This window comes from Actinomyces sp. Z16 (genome assembly GCF_003111765.1).
Lineage (GTDB): Bacteria > Actinomycetota > Actinomycetes > Actinomycetales > Actinomycetaceae > Actinomyces > Actinomyces glycerinitolerans.
In genome coordinates this window covers 986,295-1,006,313 of record NZ_CP027862.1, presented here as the reverse complement: position 1 = coordinate 1,006,313, position 20,019 = coordinate 986,295, and the positions used below count along the sequence as shown (strand labels likewise).

The 20,019-nt window shown below is 67.3% G+C and carries 15 protein-coding genes and 1 pseudogene; 12 read left to right on the top strand and 4 right to left on the bottom strand.

Annotated features, from left to right (window positions below; genetic code table 11):
* The first annotated feature begins 58 nt into the window (after positions 1–58).
* The 4 genes from galK to C3B71_RS04105 all read left to right on the top strand — a co-directional run bounded on the left by galK (position 59) and on the right by C3B71_RS04105 (position 4,880).
* A complete protein-coding gene (gene galK / locus C3B71_RS04120) occupies positions 59–1,366 on the top strand; it encodes a galactokinase (protein WP_108966317.1) in 1,308 nt (435 codons plus the stop codon).
* A gap of 333 nt (positions 1,367–1,699) precedes the next feature.
* The gene (locus tag C3B71_RS04115; protein ID WP_234416095.1) at positions 1,700–2,755 is read left to right on the top strand and encodes an efflux RND transporter periplasmic adaptor subunit; all 1,056 of its coding nucleotides are present in this window, start codon (positions 1,700–1,702) and stop codon (positions 2,753–2,755) included.
* Positions 2,752–3,564 carry an ABC transporter ATP-binding protein gene (locus C3B71_RS04110; protein ID WP_170866429.1) on the top strand — a complete coding sequence of 271 codons (813 nt, stop codon included), beginning with the start codon at positions 2,752–2,754 and terminating at the stop codon, positions 3,562–3,564. Before C3B71_RS04115 ends, C3B71_RS04110 begins: the two co-directional genes overlap by 4 nt.
* Positions 3,561–4,880: an ABC transporter permease gene (locus tag C3B71_RS04105; protein WP_108966315.1), complete on the top strand. Its 1,320-nt coding sequence runs from the start codon at positions 3,561–3,563 to the stop codon at positions 4,878–4,880. Before C3B71_RS04110 ends, C3B71_RS04105 begins: the two co-directional genes overlap by 4 nt.
* Before the next feature lie 139 nt (positions 4,881–5,019).
* Here the strand turns inward: C3B71_RS04105 and C3B71_RS04100 are convergent, their stop codons facing one another.
* Positions 5,020–5,427, bottom strand: a complete 408-nt coding sequence (locus tag C3B71_RS04100) for an acylphosphatase (RefSeq protein ID WP_083565310.1) — start codon at positions 5,425–5,427, stop codon at positions 5,020–5,022.
* 83 nt (positions 5,428–5,510) lie between these two features.
* Here C3B71_RS04100 and C3B71_RS04095 point away from each other — a divergent pair, with 83 nt between their 5' ends.
* Positions 5,511–6,347, top strand: coding sequence for an exodeoxyribonuclease III (locus tag C3B71_RS04095; RefSeq protein WP_108966313.1), 837 nt, complete (start codon positions 5,511–5,513; stop codon positions 6,345–6,347).
* Positions 6,348–6,591: 244 nt separating this feature from the next.
* Positions 6,592–7,905: pseudogene (locus C3B71_RS04090) on the top strand (integrase core domain-containing protein).
* A gap of 236 nt (positions 7,906–8,141) precedes the next feature.
* Here the strand turns inward: C3B71_RS04090 and C3B71_RS15820 are convergent.
* The 3 genes from C3B71_RS15820 to glyA all read right to left on the bottom strand — a co-directional run bounded on the left by C3B71_RS15820 (position 8,142) and on the right by glyA (position 11,816).
* Entirely contained in the window at positions 8,142–9,212 is a 1,071-nt protein-coding gene (locus C3B71_RS15820; RefSeq protein ID WP_146752390.1) for a hypothetical protein, read from the bottom strand.
* A gap of 382 nt (positions 9,213–9,594) precedes the next feature.
* A complete protein-coding gene (locus tag C3B71_RS04080; protein WP_108966309.1) occupies positions 9,595–10,500 on the bottom strand; it encodes a bifunctional methylenetetrahydrofolate dehydrogenase/methenyltetrahydrofolate cyclohydrolase in 906 nt (301 codons plus the stop codon).
* A complete protein-coding gene (gene glyA / locus C3B71_RS04075; RefSeq protein WP_108966308.1) occupies positions 10,497–11,816 on the bottom strand; it encodes a serine hydroxymethyltransferase in 1,320 nt (439 codons plus the stop codon). The genes C3B71_RS04080 and glyA overlap by 4 nt, the downstream gene beginning before the upstream one ends.
* A gap of 344 nt (positions 11,817–12,160) precedes the next feature.
* On the opposite strand from glyA, the gene C3B71_RS04070 reads away from it, so the two are divergent.
* The 6 genes from C3B71_RS04070 to cas6e all read left to right on the top strand — a co-directional run bounded on the left by C3B71_RS04070 (position 12,161) and on the right by cas6e (position 20,017).
* Entirely contained in the window at positions 12,161–15,112 is a 2,952-nt protein-coding gene (locus C3B71_RS04070) for a CRISPR-associated helicase/endonuclease Cas3 (protein WP_108966306.1), read from the top strand.
* Entirely contained in the window at positions 15,109–16,767 is a 1,659-nt protein-coding gene (gene casA / locus C3B71_RS04065; RefSeq protein ID WP_108966304.1) for a type I-E CRISPR-associated protein Cse1/CasA, read from the top strand. The genes C3B71_RS04070 and casA overlap by 4 nt, the downstream gene beginning before the upstream one ends.
* Positions 16,768–16,859: 92 nt before the next feature.
* The gene (gene casB, locus C3B71_RS04060; protein ID WP_234416094.1) at positions 16,860–17,477 is read left to right on the top strand and encodes a type I-E CRISPR-associated protein Cse2/CasB; all 618 of its coding nucleotides are present in this window, start codon (positions 16,860–16,862) and stop codon (positions 17,475–17,477) included.
* 1 nt (position 17,478) lies between these two features.
* Positions 17,479–18,606 carry a type I-E CRISPR-associated protein Cas7/Cse4/CasC gene (gene cas7e, locus C3B71_RS04055; protein ID WP_092612015.1) on the top strand — a complete coding sequence of 376 codons (1,128 nt, stop codon included), beginning with the start codon at positions 17,479–17,481 and terminating at the stop codon, positions 18,604–18,606.
* On the top strand, positions 18,606–19,343 hold the full coding sequence (gene cas5e / locus C3B71_RS04050; protein ID WP_092612012.1) for a type I-E CRISPR-associated protein Cas5/CasD: 738 nt from the start codon (positions 18,606–18,608) through the stop codon (positions 19,341–19,343). Before cas7e ends, cas5e begins: the two co-directional genes overlap by 1 nt.
* Positions 19,334–20,017 carry a type I-E CRISPR-associated protein Cas6/Cse3/CasE gene (gene cas6e, locus C3B71_RS04045; RefSeq protein WP_108966300.1) on the top strand — a complete coding sequence of 228 codons (684 nt, stop codon included), beginning with the start codon at positions 19,334–19,336 and terminating at the stop codon, positions 20,015–20,017. The genes cas5e and cas6e overlap by 10 nt, the downstream gene beginning before the upstream one ends.
* The last annotated feature ends 2 nt before the right edge of the window (positions 20,018–20,019 follow it).

Sequence of the window (20,019 nt, the reverse complement as noted above, 5' to 3'; positions counted from 1 at the left end):
CCGGAGAAGGAGCTTGCCAGGGGCTCACAGGTGGGGGTTCGTCTGGCAGAATGGGCCCATGCCGCGCACCGAGACCCCGCCCGCCGCCGTCGCCGGATCCGAGCCCGTCTTCTCCCCCGCACTGAGCCCGCAGGAGGGTGTGGAAGCCGCCACCGACCTGTTCCGTGAAGCCTTCGGCGCCGAGCCCGACGGCGTGTGGTACGCGCCCGGCCGCGTCAACGTCATCGGGGAGCACACCGACTACAACGGCGGTCTGGCACTGCCGATCGCCCTGCCCCACCGCGCCCACCTGGCGCTGCGTCGCCGCGACGACCGCACGATCCGGCTGGTGTCCCCGCAGACGCGCGAGGCCATCGATGTGCTGGACCTGGACGCGATCGGCCCGAAGGGTACGCCCGGCGAGGTGCGCCACTGGAACGCCTACGTGGCGGGCGTCGCCTGGGCGCTGGAGCGCGACGGGCTCGGGCCGCTGCGCGGCTTCGACGCCGCCCTGTACTCCTGCGTGCCGCTGGGCGGCGGCCTGTCATCCTCGGCCGCGCTGGAGTGCGCCACCGCCGTCGCCCTCGACGACGTGTGCGCACTGGGCCTGGCCGGGACGGTGGACACCCCCGACGACGCCGGCCGCGCCCGCCTGGTGGAGGCCTGCATCCGTGCCGAGAACGAGATGGCGGGCGCCCCCACCGGCGGCATGGACCAGTCCGCCTCCATGCGCTGCCGCGCCGGCCACGCCCTCGAACTGGACTGCCGGGACGGCTCGGTGGTGCATGTGCCCTTCGACCTGGCGGCCGCCGACCTGACGCTGCTGGTGATCGACACCAAGGCCAAGCACTCCCTGGTGGACGGGCAGTACGGGGCCCGCCGGGATGCCTGCGAGCGAGCCGCCGAGATTCTGGGCGTGTCACTGCTGGCGGATATCGAGCCCGGCTCGCTCGAGGCCGCCCTGGCTACGCTGCGCGCCTCGAAGGCCACGGACGCCGAGGTGCTGGTGGCGCGCACCCGCCACGTGGTCACCGAGATCGACCGCACCCGCCGCCTGGTGGCACTGTTGCAGGACGGGACGCCCCTGACCGGGGAGAAACTGGCCCAGGTGGGGGCGCTCATGGACGCCAGCCACGAGTCGCTGCGGGTGGGCTACGAGGTCACCTGCCCCGAGCTCGACGTCGCCGTGCAGGCCGCTCGCGCTGCCGGCGCGCACGGCGCGCGCATGACCGGAGGCGGCTTCGGCGGCAGCGCCATCGCACTCGTGGATACCGCCGCCGTGGATGCGGTGGCCCGCGCCGTCGTCGACGCCTATGCCGACCACGGCTTCGCCGCACCGGCATTCCTGAACGCGGTCCCCTCCGCCCCGGCGGGCCGCTTGGTCTGAACCGCGGGGCGTCTGTGCGACGCCGGCCGCGAGCGTCACACAGCTGCCGCCCGGCGGCCGGCGCGGAGTCCTCTCAGAACCGCCTCATGGCCGCCCGGGCCACGCGGTTCACCTCGACGCCCGGGCCGCATCCTCCTAGCGGAGGAGATCCCCGACCTCTGAATCCGGGACCAACCAGGGTGTTCTCCTACCTGCGGATGAGCGCAAGGGCGTGTGCCGCGACGTAGCCTCGGGGTGTCACCCGGGCTGCGGCAATCGCCGCCGTGGCCCATCCCACCACCCGGCGGCCTCCAGCCGCCGCTTCCGGCCATGTCGGCCGACCGGAGGTGCGCCGTGAAGCGCTATGTCCTGCCCACCATCAAGCTGCTGATCGGCGTCGCAATCGCGGTGGCCCTGGTGAAGATCGCCTTCTTCCCCGACTCCGACTCGGGCACCACCGCGAACATCTCCCCCGGCATAAACGTCACCACGCAAACCACGGTCGTGACCACGGGGGACATCGCCAACACCGTGGACGTCAGTGGGCAGATCGTGGAGGACGCGGCCGTGGAGGCGCAGGCGACCCTGAACGGCGTTGTCGACTCCTTCGCCGTCAGCAAGGGAGCCACCGTCACCCAGGGGGAGCCGCTGGTCTACCTCAAGCAGGTTGAGCCGCAGCAGCCGATCATCGGCACCGACGAGGACGGCAACCCGGTGGAGACGCCCGTGGAGGACAAGGTCACCTGGTCGACCGTGTACGCGCCGGCCGCCGGCGTGGTCTCCTTCAACGTGATCAAGGACCAGGAGACGAGCGTCGGCATGGTGGTGGCCACCGTCTCCCCCGGTACCTACTCCGCCAAGGGGACTATCACCGCCGATCAGCAGTACCGGCTGACCAATGCGCCGTCGTCGGCCACCCTGACCGTGGACGGCGGGCCGGCGCCCTTCGACTGCACGGGGCTGACGATCGGCACCCGGGAGACCACTTCCACCACCACCTCAGAGACCGGCGAGGTCACCACCACCACCGGCGACGGCACCACCGTGGAGGTGCGCTGCGCGGTGCCCTCCGACCAGCAGGTCTTCCCGGGGCTGTCGGTAACCATCGGCGTGGATGCCGGCTCCGCCACCGATACGCTGATCGTGCCCGTCACCGCCGTCGAGGGGTCTGTCACCAAGGGGAATGTCTGGGTGGTCACCGATCCGGAGGACCCGGACGCCGCCGAGGAACGGGAGGTCGCGCTGGGCATCACCGACGGCGAGAACATCCAGGTCACCGACGGGTTGGCCGAGGGGGACGAGATCCTACTGTTCGTGCCGAACAAGGACACGGTGCGCACCGGCGAGCCGAACACCTGTGAGCCGGACGGATCGGTGTGCTACGACGAGAACGGCGAGGAGCTCCTGTGAGTCCGCTGCTGAGCATGCGGGGCATCGCCCGCACCTTCGAGGTGCCGGACTCCCCGCCCCTGAATATTCTCACCAACGTCGACCTGGACATTTCCGCCGGCGAGCATGTGGCCGTGGTCGGCCGCTCCGGCACGGGCAAGTCCACGTTGCTGAACCTGATCGGCCTGATCGACCAGCCGACCGAGGGCACCTACACCGTGGACGGGCGGGACACGCGCCGTCTGAGCGAGGCCAGGCGCGCCCACCTGCGGGGTCAGACCTTCAGCTTCGTGTTCCAGTCCTTCAACCTGATCGAGGGACTGTCCACCACGGAGAATGTGGCCGCGCCGCTCCTGTACGACACCGGCGCCGCCTTCTGGACCCGCACCCGCCGCGCCGAGGAGCTGCTGGCCTCCGTCGGCCTGGAGGACAAGCTCGGCTCCCCCATCGGTCGTCTGTCCGGCGGCGAGCAGCAGCGCGTGGCCATCGCCCGCGCCCTGGCCCGCCGCCCGCGGGTCATCCTGGCCGACGAGCCCACCGGCGCCCTCGACGTGGACACCGGCGCCCTGGTCATGGGGCTGCTGGAACGCCAGTGCCACGAGACCGGGGCGGCCCTGATCGTCATCACCCACGATCTGGCGGTGGCCGGCCGCGCCCAGAAGCAGTACCGGCTCGACCACGGGGTGCTCACCCCGATCATCGTGCGGCACGAGCGCACCGGCGGTCTGGACGAGTTCACCGAAGAGATCACCGACCCGTCGGCGGCCGAGAGCGACGGCCCGGCGGAGCCGCAGGGACGCCACACCGTGCAGCAGGAGGCAGCGTCATGACGGGCATCTTCACTGGATTCTTCGGGGCCCTGGTGGAGGCGTGGGCGCAGCTGCGCATCGGCAAGCTGCGGGTCATGCTCTCCCTGGTGGGCGTGGGCGCAGCCGTGGCCGCCATGACCTTCGTGATCGCCCTGGGCCAGGTGACCAGCGCGATCATCGACCAGGAGATCGCCACCTATGCGGGCCGCCCCGGCACCGTGCGCATCGAAGTCACACCCACCGGCCGCGGCGTATCCGGCGGCGACAGCGGCACGAGCCCGACCGAGGCCCCGGGCGCGGAGGGCGCGGGCGGTGACACCACGGCCACCGAGCGCATCACCAAGGCGGAGATGAACCTGGTCGACCGCTACAGCGCCAACAGCTGGGCCACCAACTACCTGCAGAACCTGCGCATCGCCTTCCCAGGCGGATCCCGCAGCGTGGAGACGACCGTCGTCAGCCTCGGCTACGGCACCCTCCACCACACGGCGGTGGCGCAGGGCCGCTGGTTCTCGGCCGAGGACGAAGACGACCTCTCGCCGTCGCTGGTGGTCTCGCAGGGCTTCCTGGAAGAGCTGGGCTACACCACCCTGGATGGCCCGCTGACCGTGCGCGCCTACTCCCCCGCCCAGACGACCTTCACCATCGTCGGGGTGCTCAAGCCAGACGACCTGGCCTGGTGCGAGAACGACGTCGATGCCGCCAACTACTGCTACCAGACGATCAGCGCCTTCGCACTGACCGGACCGTACGAGCAGTGGCTGGGTGGCGAGGCGCAGGCCTCCCTGCCCGCGCCGACGTTGGAGATCTGGGCCGGCCCGGAACAGGAACAGGAGCTGATCAGCCTGGCCACCCAAGACCTGGACGCCCAGTTCGGGGCGGGATCCACGAACGCCTGGTCGAACACCGACGGCATGCAGGGCCTGGACACCGGCGGGTTCACCACCACGGTGACCATTGCGGGCGTGTTCGTCATGATCCTCGGCGCGCTCAGCCTGATCAACATCTCCATGGTGACGGTGCGCCAGCGCATTCACGAGATCGGCGTGCGCCGCGCCTTCGGGGCGACCAGTCGGCGCATCTTCTTCTCCATCATGCTGGAGTCGGTGGTGGCGACCGTGGTCGCCGGGATCATCGGCATCGGCATCGCGATCGTGGGGATGCGAGTCGCGCCGCTCGGCACGCTGCTGGGGGTGGCGGTGGAGACCCGGCCGCCGTTCCCCATGTCCGCCGCCCTGATCGGGTTGATCGCCGCGACCGGGGTGGGTGCCCTGTCCGGCATTATCCCGGCGGTGGTGGCCGTGCGCATCAAGCCCATTGACGCGATCCGCTACTGACCGCGGCGCGGCAGGGGTTTACCGGTCGCACCGGGGTAACCGAGCGGTGCGTTACACCGGTTGTCCTCGCGTTCCACGACCTCGGGGGTGTTCCACGACCGCCCCGGGATCGTGCAACGTGCACCAAGGTCGTGGAACGTCAGTTACCCATGACGAAGGCGCGATGGCGCAGGCTGCCGGGACGCAGGTCGGTGACATGCACGGAGGCGACATTCGCCCAGCGGGGGCCGTGGTACAGCCAGGCGATCATGCGGGCGACGTCGTCGGCCGGCCCCTGGGCGAAGACCTCCACGTCGCCGTCGTCCAGGTTGCGTACCTCGCCGACCAGCCCGAGCCGCTCCCCCTCCTCCATGCAGGACCAGCGGAAGCCGACTCCTTGCACGCGGCCGGAGACGATGGCGTGAATCGTGCGCCGGCGTTCGGTGTCGGCGCTGGCGGAGTCGTCCCCGGAGTGGGCGGCGGCCCGGTCCGCAGCACTCTTGTCCGTGGCGTCGGCGGCGGGTTGGTTCGCCGGACGGCGGAAGACGTCGAAGAAGCTGCGCGGCATATGCCCATTGTCGCAGGAAACCGGCCCGCCTTACAGGGCCGACGGTGCACAGGGCTGACGGCACACACGTACACTCGGGCGTTATGCGCGTAGCCACCATCAACGTCAACGGCATCCGGGCCGCAGCCCGCAAGCACATGGACTCCTGGCTGGAGTCCAGCGCCCCGGATGTACTGCTGGTGCAGGAGGTGCGAGCCGACGAGACCACCGCGGCCGCGCTGTTGCCCGGGTACGAGTCGGTGATCTGGCCTTGCCGGGTGAAGGGAAGGGCCGGCGTCGCCGTCGCGGTGCGCCAAGGGGCGCCGGTGACCGTGGGCGCGGTGCGTCGCGGTGTCAGCACACCGGGGAGCGAGGAGCCGGATGTGGACTCCGGCCGCTGGCTGGAAATGGACCTGACGGCCACCAACGGCACCGGGGCACAAACCCCGCTGACGGTTGTGTCCGCCTACTTCCACTCCGGCCAGGTCGGGACGATCAAGATGGATCAGAAATACGCCCACCTGAACCTGGTGGACGCGCGCATGACATCGCTGCTGGCAAGCGCGGCGGCCGGCGGTCCACAGGTGCTCATGGCCGGTGACCTGAACATCGTGCGCTCCGAGCGGGACATCAAGAACTGGCGGCCCAACCACAACAAGTCCGCAGGCGCGCTGGATGAGGAGATCGCCTACCTCGAGCGCTGGTTCGGGGCCGGCTGGGTAGACGTGGCCCGCAGTCTCGCGCCCGACGCACAGGGCCCGTACACCTGGTGGTCGCAGCGCGGCAAGGCCTTCGATAACGACGCCGGCTGGCGCATCGACTACCAGGTGGCCACTCCGCAGTTGGCCGGGCGGGCCCGCGCCTTCACCGTGGACCGGGCGCCCAGCTACGCCGAGCGCTGGTCGGACCACGCCCCGCTGGTGGTCGACTACGACCTCTGAGGCGGTTCGTCTCTAATCGCCCTCTGAGGCGGTTCGTCGCTTGTCACCCAGGCGACGGTTCGGCACAAACGCCGACGGTTCGTACTTTCCGGTCGGCGGTTCGTACCTCCTTACGACGGTTCGGCACCTACGGGTACGAACTGCCAGTGTTATGTCTCAGGACATCGGTGACAGTTCTGTGTCAGGACATCGGTGACAGTTCGTGGGTTGTTGGGGGTGACAGTTCTGGTGTGCTTTTGGGCGCATGAGCTCAGTCAGGAAGTCCAACAGTAGTGGTGTTGATCCGCGTGTGCGTCTGGCGATCGCCCGGTGGCCTGATGACGCCCCGCGCGGGGCGGTGACCACGTTCTGCGAACAGGAGGGCATCTCCCGCAAGACCTTCTATGTGCTGCGGGCCCGAGCCCGAGCTGACGGGGAGGCCGCGGTACTCGAGCCCCGCTCCCGCCGTCCTCGCACAAGCCCGGGACGCATAAGCGACCAGGTACGCTCCCAGGCCCTTGACGTGCGTGCCGCGCTGGAACGCTCTGGCCTGGATTGCGGCCCGATCAGCGTGCACGACAAGATGCGGGCCATGGGCCTCAAGGCGCCCTCGCCGACATCACTGGCCCGCATCTTTCGCTCCGCCGGCGTGGCCCGAGCCGAGCCCACGAAGAGGCCCCGGGCGGCATGGCGCCGGTTTGTCTATCCGGCCCCGAACGCCTGCTGGCAGACGGGGCGCCACCGAGTACGTCCTCGCCGGAGGACGCAAGGTCGTCATCTCCCCGGCTCATCGACGACCACTCCCGCCTGGCGGTGGCATCCCTGGTCGCCGCCGCCGAGACCAGCCAGGCGGCTATCGCGGTATTCGACCGGGCCGTCGCCCGCTACGGGGTGCCCCAGCGGCTACTGACCGACAACGGGACGGCCCTGAACCCCACCCGACGCGGCCGCAAAGGCAAACTGGACGGGCCACGTGCGCACCCTGGGGGTAGAACCCATCACCTCCAAGCCCTATAAGCCCACCACCCAGGGCAAGAACGAGCGCTTCCACCAAACCCTGTTCCGCTACCTCGACAACCAGCCCCTGGCCCACACCATCGAAGAGCTACAAGCCCAAGTCGACGCCTTCGACCACATCTACAACACCGAGCGAGGACACCAGGCCCTGCCCGGGAGGATGACACCCCAGCAGGCGTGGGACGCCACCCCCGTCGCCGCCCCGCCACGCCCCAAGCACCACGAGCCCGTATCCGTCGGCGGCATCCCCACACAACCCCGCCCCAGGCGCCGGCCCACAACACCGCCCTCAGGGCAGCGCCAAGGCACCATCGGGGCTAACGGAGTGGTCAGCCTGGCCGGTATCAGCTTCTTGGTATCCAGAACCCACGCACACCAGCCAGTGACCATCACCTGGGACCCCCACCAAGTCGCCTTCACCGACACCCAAGGCGAGATCCTGGCCCAGTACCCCTGGCCCGCACCCGGCGTCCGTTACGTCTCCACCCACACACACCCAACCCCACCAACCACCACAACTGTCACCGATGTCCTGACACACCAAGTGTCACCGATGTCCTGACACAAAACTGTCACCGATGTCCTGAGACATCACAGGTACGAACTGCCAGGCCGAAGTACGAAGCGTCGAAGCAAAGGTACGAACCGTCAGACTCGCGCGGATGTTGACCGTCGACTTACGGCACAGCCAACACCTCCAAACAGGCACCGACAAGAACCCGGGCCCGCCGATCGCCTTGCTGACGTCATGCAAAGCAATCTCGCCGAGGCATACCACCCTCGCCGCACAGGTGCGATTCAGGGCAACGGGCTCATCGTGTTCATCCAGGCCCGCGGCTGCAACACCCACATTCTTCCCTGCGGAGAGGCATCAAGCACCTGGCGGACAACGCTGTCTGGTTCGCGCAGTGCCGGTGTCTTGAAACGCACTACATGCCAACCGGCCCGCTTGAGCCGGTCCTGGCGGATTCCCTCCTGGAATACCACATCATCTCCCGCATACTTCAGGGCGCCATCAAACTCAACGTCGAGCATGATGTCCGGCCAGGACAGATCCAGGAAGTACTCGTTGTTCTCAGCGACTACCCGGTGCTGAAGTACCGGCAGCGGAAAGCCTGCCGCCAGGAGAATCCTGCGCAGCTCACTCTCGCCCGGCGACTCCGCCCAGGGAGACAACAGCTTGAGCAGGCTCTGTGCGCGTACCCGCCCGTTGCGGTGGCGGTAAGAACTGAGTCTCTCTTCGACGTCGGCAACCAGCTCTTGCCACAGCGCGTTGGTGTCTCGACTGCGCCAACGGTCCGGGCGGCAGTGGACTCTCAGCAGCGAGTCACCTGCCACCAACGCGTCTGCGGGCGGTAGGTCAAGCAGACAATCGGTCAACGTACGGGCGAGCGAAGTCACCGGCACACCGTTGATGGTGACAATGTCGTGCTCGCTGAGGTCTTCGCGGTAGTGACGGCGCAGTTGCACCTGTCGTCCCAACCGTTCCGCACGTTCTAACGGGATACGCTCGCACCTGGGGACCCGCCTCGCAAGTGTTCCACCATAGACGACCTGCGGAAGCGCAGTGGCAGACACGCGTGGCCTATACGACAGCACGACATCAATATCGGGCTCGAATCTGCGCAGCGATCCCCCATGAATGAGTACCGCGGCCTCGTATGCAATGGCGATCGTACCTGTGCCAGCATGCAGCGCGGCAACGGCCCTGGCCAGGGTCACTTCACGTTTTTGGGCCCAGTGCCCGGCAGAGACCTGCGGCAGGAGAACCTGTCCACGCATGATCGGTACCGCAGTTTCAGGAACGGCGCCAAGGCATCCGGTGGTGGATACGACAGCTGGGAGCACAGCGGAAACGTGAACGGTCATAACTACAGCATGGAGGATGTCAGCGCCGTGCCACATCTGACCGTTCACAAGTTTTTGAATGAGTGGCGCACCAACCACACCTGTGGACGTCGGCGGGCCGGCACACCGTGCGCAGCCAACACTCCCGGACCACGCAGCCGTACGACGGTTCGGCACCAACGCCGACGGTTCGTACTTTCCGGTCGGCGGTTCGTACCTCCTTACGACGGTTCGGCACCTACGGGTACGAACCGTCACGCCGAAGTACGAAGCGTCGAAGCAAAGGTACGAACCGTCAGCCAGATTAGCCCCGTGAACCGCGTTGCAGTCCATTCGAGACGTATCACAGCGGGAGCCACAACCAGGTGACGCAGCCCAGAACCGCTGCTCCAGGGCCCAGCGCCTATGAGTCGGCTGCGTTGCGTTCGGCGATCTCGACGACGTTGGCCAGCAGTAGGGCGCGCGTCATCGGGCCGACTCCCCCGGGGTTCGGGGACAGCCAGGCGACGACCTGGTCGACGCCGTCGGCGACGTCGCCCATGATCCGTCCCTTGCCGGTCTCGGGGTTGACGACGCGGGAGACGCCCACATCCAGGACTACCGCCCCGGGGGCGACCATGTCGGCCGTGACGATGCCGGCCGAGCCGGCGGCGGCGATGACGACGTCGGCGCGGCGCACATGCGCGGCCAGGTCGCGGGTGCCGGTGTGGCAGACGTCGACGGTGGCGTTGACGTCCTTGCGCATCAGCAGCAGGCCGATGGAGCGGCCCACGGTGACGCCGCGGCCGATGACACACACGTTCTTGCCGGCCAGGTCGATGCCGTGGCGGGTGATCAGCTCGATGCAGGCGCGCGGCGTGCACGGCAGCGGCGAGGTGATCGGACCAGTGCCGCGCAGCACCAGGCGGCCGAGGTTGGTGGGGTGTAGGCCGTCGGCGTCCTTGTCGGGGTCGACGCGCTCCAGGATGGCGTTGGTGTCGATGCCGGCGGGCAGCGGCAGCTGGACGATGTAACCGGTGCAGGCGGGGTCGGCGTTGAGGCGGTCAACGGCCGCCTCGATCTCCGCCTGCGTGGCGGTGGCCGGCAGGTCCACGCGGATGGACTCGATGCCGACCTCGGCGCAGTCGGCGTGCTTGCCGGCCACGTACTTGACACTGCCGGGATCCTCACCGACCAGCACCGTGCCCAGACCCGGGGTGATGCCGCGCTCACGCAGGGCGGCCACGCGCTCGGCCAGTTCGGCCTTGAGCGCCGCGGCGGTGGCCTTGCCGTCCAGGACGCGGGCGGCGCCCGTCCACGGGGCCCTCACTGGGCCAGCCCCGGGTAGAGCGGGAAGGCGTCGGTGAGCGTGCGCACGCGTCCGCGCAGGGAGGCGAGCAGCTCGTCGTCGGCCTTGCCGGCCGCACCCGCCACCAGGGCGGTGGCGATGATGTCGGCGACCTCGGTGAACTCGGTGGGGCCGAAGCCGCGGGTGGCCAGGGCCGGCGTGCCGATGCGCAGGCCGGAGGTGACGCGCGGCGGGCGCGGGTCGAAGGGGACGGCGTTGCGGTTGACGGTGATGCCGGCGTCGTGCAGCAGGTCCTCCGCCTGCTGGCCGTCCAGGGCGGAGTCACGCAGGTCCACCAGCACCAGGTGGACGTCGGTGCCGCCGGTGACCAGCTTGATGCCGGCGGCGGCGACGTCGTCGGCGAGCAGCCGCTGGGCGAGGATCGAGGCACCCTCAAGGGTGCGGGCTTGACGGTCCTTGAACTCGTCGGTGCCGGCGATCTTCATGGCGACGGCCTTGGCGGCGATCACGTGCATGAGCGGGCCGCCCTGCTGACCGGGGAAGACGGCGGAGTTGAGCTTCTTGCCCCACTGCTCGGCGCGGTTGGTCAGCAGCATGCCGGAGCGAGGGCCGCCGAGGGTCTTGTGGACGGTGGTGGACACGACGTCGGACCACGGTAGCGGGGAGGGGTGCAGGCCGGCGGCGACCAGCCCGGCGAAGTGGGCCATGTCGGTCCACAGGGCGGCACCGACCTCATCGGCGATGGAGCGGAAGGCCTCGAAGTCGAGGTGGCGGGGGTAGGCGGACCAGCCGGCGATGATCACGCGGGGGCGCTCGCGCAGGGCAGCCTCGCGCACCTGCTCCATCTCGATGCGGTGCGTGGTCTCGTCCACGCCGTAGGCGGTGGCGTGGTAGTTCTTGCCGGAGAAGTTGATCTTCATGCCGTGCGTGAGGTGACCGCCGTGGGCGAGCGACAGGCCGAGGATGGTGTCGCCGCCGTTGGCCAGGGCGTGCAGGACGGCGGCGTTGGCCTGGGCGCCGGAGTGCGGCTGGACGTTGGCCCACTCGGCGTTGAAGACGGCCTTGGCGCGCTCGATGGCCAGGGATTCGGCGACGTCGACCACCTCGCAGCCGCCGTAGTAGCGGCGCCCGGGGTAGCCCTCGGCGTACTTGTTGGTCAGCACGCTCCCCTGTGCCTGGAGGACGGCGCGGGGCACGAAGTTCTCCGAGGCGATCATCTCCAGGGTGCCACGCTGGCGGGCGAGCTCGTCGTCGAGGACCTTGGCGATCTCCGGGTCGAGGTCGGCCAGGGGTTGGTTGTTGAGGGCGGTGCGGGCGGTGGCCGCGACGTCGGTCATGGTTCTCCTGATGTCTGCGCGGCGCGGGCCGCGCGTGGGCGTCGACCTCGGCCCAGGCGGGCGACCAGGTTCTCCGTTGCTGCGTCCCGGAGCCACCGCAGGGTGCGGGCGGACCCGTGACGTGCCGCCGCTCCCCGGTGGTGACCACCTTTTCGCCAGTCGCGACGACGGCCCCATGCTAGCGCTGACGACGCGGCGGGGCCAGGTGGGAGCGGGGCGACTCCATGCTGCCTAGCCAGGCACCCGCGAACACAAGTAACAACTAAGTGGCAGCTCACCCGTTACGGCACCTCCACCGTCTCCGCAGATCTACTGTCAAGCATCCCCTTAGACAAAGGAGTCCCGTGGCACTCTCCGTGCGCGCCCGGTACGTGTGGGCGAAGTCCGGATACGACCCCGACAGCCGTGTATGGCTGCCGCTGTGGCTGCACCTGTTGGACAGTGCGGCCGTGGCCGACCACCTGGCGCGCAACTGGCTGGCGCCGACCGTCCGGGATCTCATTGACCGCGAGTTCGCCGGATCCGATTCCGACCTCTCCCCCGTCGACGAGTTCTGCCTGCTGGCTTCCTGGATCGCAGGTGTCCACGACATTGGCAAGTGTTCGCCGGCGTTCTCCGACAAGGTAAAGCACCTCGACGATCGAATGCGAGAGGTCGGCCTAAAGCACGAAACGCTCCACGCTAACGACCGCCGCAATATGCCGCACGGGCTGGCTGGGCACGTCGTCCTCCAGCGCTGGCTCCGTATGGAGTATGCCGCTAACCGGAGCGGCAGCATGGCGCTGGCGTCTGTTGTAGGGGCCCATCACGGCATCCCGCCCACAAAGGCGAGGCTCACCATGGATTTCGCAGGTCGTGATCATCTGCTGGGCGGCGCGCTCTGGGATGCCACGCGCGGCGAGCTACTGGATCTGGTTACCATGAAGACCGGTGCCGCTCCCCTGCTAGGCGCTTGGAGCCGCCGCAAGTGGTCCCAACCGTTCCTCGTTGAATTGTCCGGTCTGGTCATCGTGGCCGACTGGATCGCTTCAACGGAGGACTATTTCCCGCTGCTTCCCTTGGACGACGACGGCACCACCCTGCTCGCACCCGGCGCCCATGCTGCCCGTGTTCAGCGGGGCCTGTCGCTGCTGGAGATCCCGACGCCGTGGCACCCGCGCGACACCGGCACCGATGCCGACTCGCTGCTGACGCAGCGGTTCAAGCTGCCCGACGGCGCGTGCGCCACCGATGTTCAGGCACATGCGCTCGATGCCGCCCGCACCATGGAACTCCCCGGGATCCTGGTTGTTGAAGATTCCACCGGTGGGGGCAAGACCGAGTCGGCACTCATGGCCGCCGAGGTGCTTGCCGCTCGCACCGGACGCTCGGGCATCCTCTTCGCTCTGCCGACCCAGGCAACTACCGACGCCATGTTCTCCCGCGAATTGGACTGGCTGGATGCCGTCGAGCAGGCATACGCCGACGACGGCGCTCCCTCGGACTTCGCCGTGCAGCTGATTCACGGTCGCGCCCGCCTGAATGCGGAGGCACGGGAGCTACGACGCCGCGGTTACCAACTGCGTGACCGGTTGTTCGGGTCTCTCGGCGGCGAGCAGGCGGACGGTCCCCGGCCGACGGGAATTGGCTGGGACGAAGAGGAGGCACGCAGCAAGAAACCTCTCGATGCAGCAGGGCGGCGCGCGGCGGACGTGGCCATCATGGCGTGGTTCAGTGGGCGGAAGAAATCGATGCTGTCGGACTTCGTCGTCACCACCGTGGACCATCTACTGTTCGGCGCGATGCGCTCGCCCCATCTGGCGATGCGCCACCTGGGCCTGTCCCGCAAGGTAGTTGTGGTGGATGAGGTGCATTCCTACTCGACCTACATGAACGCCTACCTTGACCGGGCGCTGACATGGCTGGCCGCCTACGGCGTGCCGGTGGTGCTGCTATCCGCGACACTGTCGGAAGCACGCTGCACGGCGATGGTTGATGCATACCGCCGCGGCCTGCTGCTGTCCAGTGGACAGCGGCTCAGCGAACACTCCGCCCCCGAGACGATCAATACGCCTTTCCCGTGCTTGGTTGCTGCCGGTCGCGAATCCACCAAGATCATCCCGGTTACCTCCGCGGGACGTCACTCCACCGTCCAGATCCGACAGCTCGGCAAAGACGGTTTGCTACCACTGCTGGAGGACAAGCTCGCAGACGGCGGCTGTGCCCTAATCGTCCGCAACACCGTCGGGCGGGCTCAGGAGACCTATGAGGCACTGCGAGAGCACTTCGGCGAAGATGTCACCCTTAACCATGGCCGCTTCACCATCGGTGATCGCCTTACCAAGGACGCCGACTTACTTCATCGGTTTGGTCCGCCGCGCAGCCATCCCGAACGCCCGCACCGGGCTATCGTCGTCGCCACGCAAGTGGTGGAGCAGTCGCTTGACGTCGATTTCGACCTGCTCGTCACCGACCTTGCTCCCGTCGACCTGGTACTTCAGCGCATGGGCCGACTGCACCGCCACACCCGCCCGCGTCCGCCCCGGCTCACTACGCCCACCTGCTACATAGATTGGCTTCCGACGACGGGTTCAAGCGAACCTTCGCTTGAACCCGGAGCTGCAACGATCTATGGCGGGCACGACATGCTGCTCAGCGCCGCCGCCTTACGCGGCGTCGTCGACGGCAGCGGAGTCGTGACGGTGCCCGACGACGTCCACGGGCTGATCGAAGCCGTATATGGAGATGGCGCCGACGTGCCGCCAGCGTGGCAGGACGCGCTCGCGCAAGCGCGCGACGCCTACGCGCAAGAGCTCGAGAAGAAGCGGAACGCCGCGCGGGCGTTCCTCTTGGAAGAACCCGAGCGCAGTGGCGAGTCCGCTTCTTTGATCGACTGGCTTCACACTACGGCGTCGGACAGTGAGGAGACCGGGCGTGCACAGGTCCGCGACGGTGAGGACTCGTTGGAAGTCATCCTGCTTGAGCTGCATCGGGAAGGCTGGCAGGAGGAGCTGCGGACGCTGGCACACGCGCCCGGAGCTCCGGGGGCTTTGATTCCAACGGACCAGGTTCCCGGCCGTGACCTTGTACGGGCCATGGTGATGTCTGCCGTACGGCTGCCGGCCGGTATTACCAGGGGCGACAAGATGGACCAGGCGATTGATGAGCTTGAGATTCGTGTCGTACCCGCGTGGCAGGCTGATCCACAGCTCCGGGGGCAGCTCTTCCTCCTCCTTGAGGATGGCCGGGCACAGCTGGCCGGAACCGCCCTCGAATACTCATCCACCACCGGGCTAAAGGAGGTCCGCGACGCATGACAGCAAGCTTCAATCTTCTCGACGAGCCCTGGATCAGGGTGGCCCGACTCGACGGCACACCCGCTGAGGTCTCTCTCCTCGCCCTCTTCCGCGATGCAGAAAGCATTGAGGGAATCCACGGCGAGATCGCCAGTCAGGACATGGCGATTCTGCGTCTACTCCTGGCCATCTGCCACCGCGCCATGGACGGCCCGAAGGATCTGGACGCGTGGGAGGAGTACTGGGATGAGCCGGGAAGGCTCGGGACGGACGCCGCCGCTTATCTGGAGCGCTTCCGGGACCGATTCGACCTGCGCGACCCCGAGCGGCCGTTCTTTCAAGTTGCCGGGATTCACTCGGCTTCGGGCAAGATCTCGGGCTTGGAGTCCCTGATCGTGGACGTGCCCAACGGCAATCCCTTCTTCACCACCCGCATCGCCGAGGGCCTGGATTCCATCAGTTGGGCGGAGGCCGCGAGGTGGCTGGTACACGTCCACGCCTACGACCCCTCAGGTATTCGGTCCGGCGCCGTTGGCGACCCGCAGGTAAAGAATGGAAAGGGCTATCCGATTGGTCCGGGGTGGACCGGGCAGATCGGCGCCGTAGCTGTGACTGGAGAGAACCTGGAGCGCACGCTGCTGCTCAACACCGTAGTCTGCAAAGAGGTACACGGCCTACACGATGTCGCCCCGGAGCTCGACCTCGCCCCGTGGGAACGAGATCCCGATGGCCCGGCAGGTGCGTCGGCGCTGGAACCGACCGGCCCGGTCTCCTGCTACACATGGCAGACGCGACGCGTCCTGCTGCACGGCGACGACGACTCGGTGACAGGGCTCTTCCTCGGGAACGGGAACAAGGCCACCCCGCAGAACCGTTTCTCCGTTGAGCCCATGACCGCGTGGCGCTTCTCCGAGCCGCAGACCAAGAAGCTCGAGGCCCCCGTCTACATGCCGCGCAAACTGCCGACGGATCGAGCCTTCTGGCGGGGTTTGTCCTCGCTGATCGCGCAACTCAGCCCCTCGCTGACAGTTAAGGGCGCGGGAGAGGTGACCAGATTTATGCCTCCCGGCGTGGTGGACTTCTACCAGGGTCTCATGATGTATGAAATCGTTCCATTGTCGGGCCTCATACCATTGCACGCCACCGGCATCGAGTATGGCGCGCAAGAAGCCGTGGTCTCCGAACTGGTTGATGACACCCTGGTGCTACCGGCGAAACTGCTCGATCCCAAGGAAACGCGCCTGCTTGCCGTGGTCCGGGACGCCATGGAGCAGACCGAGCAGGTGGCCGGCGCGCTACGCAAACTCGCCGCAAATCTAGACCGCGCCGGTGGCGGCAGCCCGGATACGGCATCGGCGGCTCGCGACCGTGCCAGCACCGCCTTCTACCAGGTGATAGACGAAGAGTTCCCCCGCTGGCTCGCTTCCCTGGCGGAAATCGACCCGACAGCGGGGCGCGAGCAATGGCAGACCCTCCTACGGTCGGAGGCCTGGCGCCAGCAGGACGCACTCGCTTCCGCAGCACCGTACACGGCCTTCGCCGGTCGGGGCGAGGGAACGGGACGCATGGACGTCAGCCGCGCTCTGGTCTTCTTCCGCGCCGCCCTCAACAAGATCATCCCTCCGCCCGATAGCGAAGATGCGCCCAACAATGAAGAAAAGAGGACAGTTGCATGACGCAGCCAGAAGCCGATGCTCCCACAGGGCCCCAGAGCACAGCACCGCCGCAAAAACCGAAACGCAGGCTAAAGGCAGATGTCGGGCAGCTCGTGGATAAGCGCCTAGGTGGGAAGAATGGTCTGCAGGCCCGCTACCTGCGCAATGAATCTCAGGGGCGCGCCGACGTTGCCGCCCTACGCAAGGCCGCAAACCGAGCCCCCGGGGAGCTGCCCGAGGTCTGGTCGTTGACCGCTGTGCCTGTAGCGTCCAGTGCCGGAGACGCTCCCACATGGGGAGAGCTCGCAGTGCACACCGCCATGGCCCTGTATGCCGTGCACCAGCAGTCGCGGACCGAGGGCATGTTCCAGCCCGGAGTCGGCCTTGGCCAAGCAGCACGGGATTTAATCGGTACGCGCGACCAGGAGAACCCTTCCGCGCGTGCACGGTTCAACGCCCTGGTTACTTCCACAACCGTCAATGAGCTACGCCATCATCTGCGGAGTTTCGTCTCCCAGCTGCGCGCCCACCGCATCCCCCTGGATCACGCCATGCTCGCCGATGACTTGGTTGATTTCCAACGTCCAGGAGGTGCCAAGGATGTCCGGCTGCGGTGGTCCCGCCAGTACGGCCGGCTCACTGCCTCCGACGGCTCCACGTCATCTACCGGCACAACAGCTGTCGATTCCGCATCCGATTCCGCCCCCACACCTTCAACCCCGGAGAACTGAAATGAGCACCTACGTCGACCTCCACATCATCCAGAACCTGCCGCCGTCCTGCGTCAACCGCGACGACTCCGGCTCCCCCAAATCCGCGGCCTACGGTGGGGTACGCCGCCTGAGGGTATCCAGCCAGTCCTGGAAGCGGGCCACACGCCTGTACTTCAACGAGCTCCTGGACGCGTCCGACGTCGGCGTTCGCACCAAGCGCGTCGTAGAACTGCTGGCGAACAAGATCGCGGCTGAGGCGCCCGACCTCGCCGAGTCCGCCCTCGCGCTGGCTGAGGACGTATTCAAGGCAACCAAGATCAAGGTCTCGGCACCCCGAGGCAAGAAGGATGCTCCGCAGGAATCCGGTTACTTACTGTTCCTCTCAACGAGTCAGGTCGCGCGACTGGCAGAGCTCGCCATAGCCGCCGCCCGCAGCGGAGGCAAGGTTGACGCCAAAGAAGTCAAGAAGATCTTCAAGGAAGCTCATGCGGTGGACGTGTCGCTGTTCGGCCGTATGGTCGCCGACGATACGGATCTCAACGTAGACGCCGCCTGCCAGGTCGCGCACGCGATCTCCACCCACGCCGCCGAGAACGAGTATGACTTCTTCACTGCCGTCGACGACGCGAAGTCCCGTTCCGAGGAGGAGGACGCCGGCGCCGGCATGATGGGCACAGTCGAGTTCTCCTCGGCAACGATGTACCGCTACGCCACCGTCAACTTCGACCTGCTCGCCGAGAACCTTGGCAACACTGACGCCGCGCTGCGCGCTCTCGAAGTCTTCGTAAAGGGTTTCTGCCTATCCATGCCCACCGGGAAGCAGAACACCTTCGCCAACCGGACCGTGCCCGAGGCAATCGTCATCTCTGTCCGGGATGACCAGCCGGTGTCGCTGGTGGGTGCGTTCGAGCAGCCCGTACGCACCGATGAGACTCATGGCTATCTGGGGCGCTCTATCGAGGCGCTGGCGGAGCATGCGCGCGCGGTGGAAAACACCTACGGCCTACGCCCCCTAGCGAGCTTTGTCGTCTCCCTGAAGGACTCCGACGCCGTTGCGTCCTTGGGCGAGCGGGTCTCCTTCGCAGATCTGTCCGGCCGCCTGCGGGAGACCGTGGCGGCACGCGTGGCCGACGAGGAGCAGGCCTGATGGCGGTTCTCCTGCTACGACTTGCGGGCCCGATGCAGGCGTGGGGGGTGAAGTCAAGGTTCACCGTTCGGGCCACGGAACTCGCCCCCACCAAGAGCGGAGTGATCGGCATGCTCGCCTCCGCGGTAGGACGACGGCGGACAGATCCGATCGAGGATCTGCTGAAGCTCCGCTTCGGCGTCCGCAAGGACCAGCCCGGCACCGTGATCCGCGACTTTCACACCGCTCGCTCACTCGACGGCAAGGATTCCATGCCACTGTCGGAGCGCTACTACCTCACCGACGCCGTATTCCTGGCCGGGATCGAGGGAGACGATGCACTCCTTCAGGGGCTAGACGAGGCAGTCAAGCACCCCGTCTTCCCCCTGTACCTGGGCAGACGCTCATGCCCACCGACGCAGCCCGTGTCATTGGGGCTGCGCGATGCGTCGCTTTACGACGCACTCAGGGAGGAACCGTGGCTGGCCTCGCCGTGGTTCCGGCAACGCCGTCGACACTCGGCTTTCAACGCCGAATTACTGCTGGACCGGGATGCCGTTCCCGACGATGCACACACGGGTGCTCTCCGTGGAAGCCGCGATGTTCCGATGTCCTTCGATCCGCGCCGTCGCGAGTACGGGTTCCGTCAAGTAGAACGGCTGGAGGTACCGATGACGGCACCCACCGATGAGCCATCTTCATCAGTGGATACCCACGATCCGATGGCCGATGTTGAGGAGGCCGCGCAGTGTTCCTGACGAAGATTGACCTTGATCCGTCCCGTCGCCTCGCCCGCAAGTACCTGGGCTCGCCGCAGATCATGCACGCCGTCGTCATGAAGGCTGCGGGAGAGGATACTGGGGACGGCGCAGGCAGGGTGCTGTGGCGGGTGGACCCCGGAGCAAGTACTTCGCTCTACTTGCTTACCCCCTCGGAGCCCGACTGCACGCAGATTGTATCCGACGCCGGCGTTCATGATTCGCAGGCCCGAACTCTCGACTACTCGCCGTTTCTGAACCAGCTGGACACCGGCCAGCTGTGGGCGTTCCGTCTGGCTGCCAACCCCTCGCGTTCGGTCGCTCAGGGCCCCGGCAAACGCGGAAAGCGGTACGGCCACGTGACCGTTGAGCAGCAACGTCAGTGGTTGATAAACCGCACTCCCAACTACGGATTCGAGCTTGTCCCCACCGAAGGGGACGACGACGAAGCAGCGCAGTCCGTCGTCGTTGTCCGCCGAGAACGTCCAATCTTCAACCGCCAGCGGCCCGACGCCGAAGTGCGCGACCGAGTCACGATCAACCGGACCGTTTATGAAGGTGTTCTACGTGTGGCGGATCCGGAGAAGCTCCGCCAGGCGTTAGTGGCAGGGATCGGGCGCTCAAAGGCGTATGGGTGTGGGCTCATGACCCTCGCACGAGTGGGACGGCGCTGAAC

Excerpts from the sequence above, each read along its gene's own strand:
- C3B71_RS15820 (WP_146752390.1), bottom strand. The coding sequence starts at position 9,212 with ATGACCGTTCACGTTTCCGCTGTGCTCCCAGCTGTCGTATCCACCACC.
- cas7e (WP_092612015.1), top strand. The coding sequence starts at position 17,479 with ATGAGCACCTACGTCGACCTCCACATCATCCAGAACCTGCCGCCGTCC.
- C3B71_RS04105 (WP_108966315.1), top strand. The coding sequence starts at position 3,561 with ATGACGGGCATCTTCACTGGATTCTTCGGGGCCCTGGTGGAGGCGTGG.
- galK (WP_108966317.1), top strand. The coding sequence starts at position 59 with ATGCCGCGCACCGAGACCCCGCCCGCCGCCGTCGCCGGATCCGAGCCC.
- C3B71_RS04100 (WP_083565310.1), bottom strand. The coding sequence starts at position 5,427 with ATGCCGCGCAGCTTCTTCGACGTCTTCCGCCGTCCGGCGAACCAACCC.
- glyA (WP_108966308.1), bottom strand. The coding sequence starts at position 11,816 with ATGACCGACGTCGCGGCCACCGCCCGCACCGCCCTCAACAACCAACCC.
- cas5e (WP_092612012.1), top strand. The coding sequence starts at position 18,606 with ATGGCGGTTCTCCTGCTACGACTTGCGGGCCCGATGCAGGCGTGGGGG.
- casA (WP_108966304.1), top strand. The coding sequence starts at position 15,109 with ATGACAGCAAGCTTCAATCTTCTCGACGAGCCCTGGATCAGGGTGGCC.
- C3B71_RS04095 (WP_108966313.1), top strand. The coding sequence starts at position 5,511 with ATGCGCGTAGCCACCATCAACGTCAACGGCATCCGGGCCGCAGCCCGC.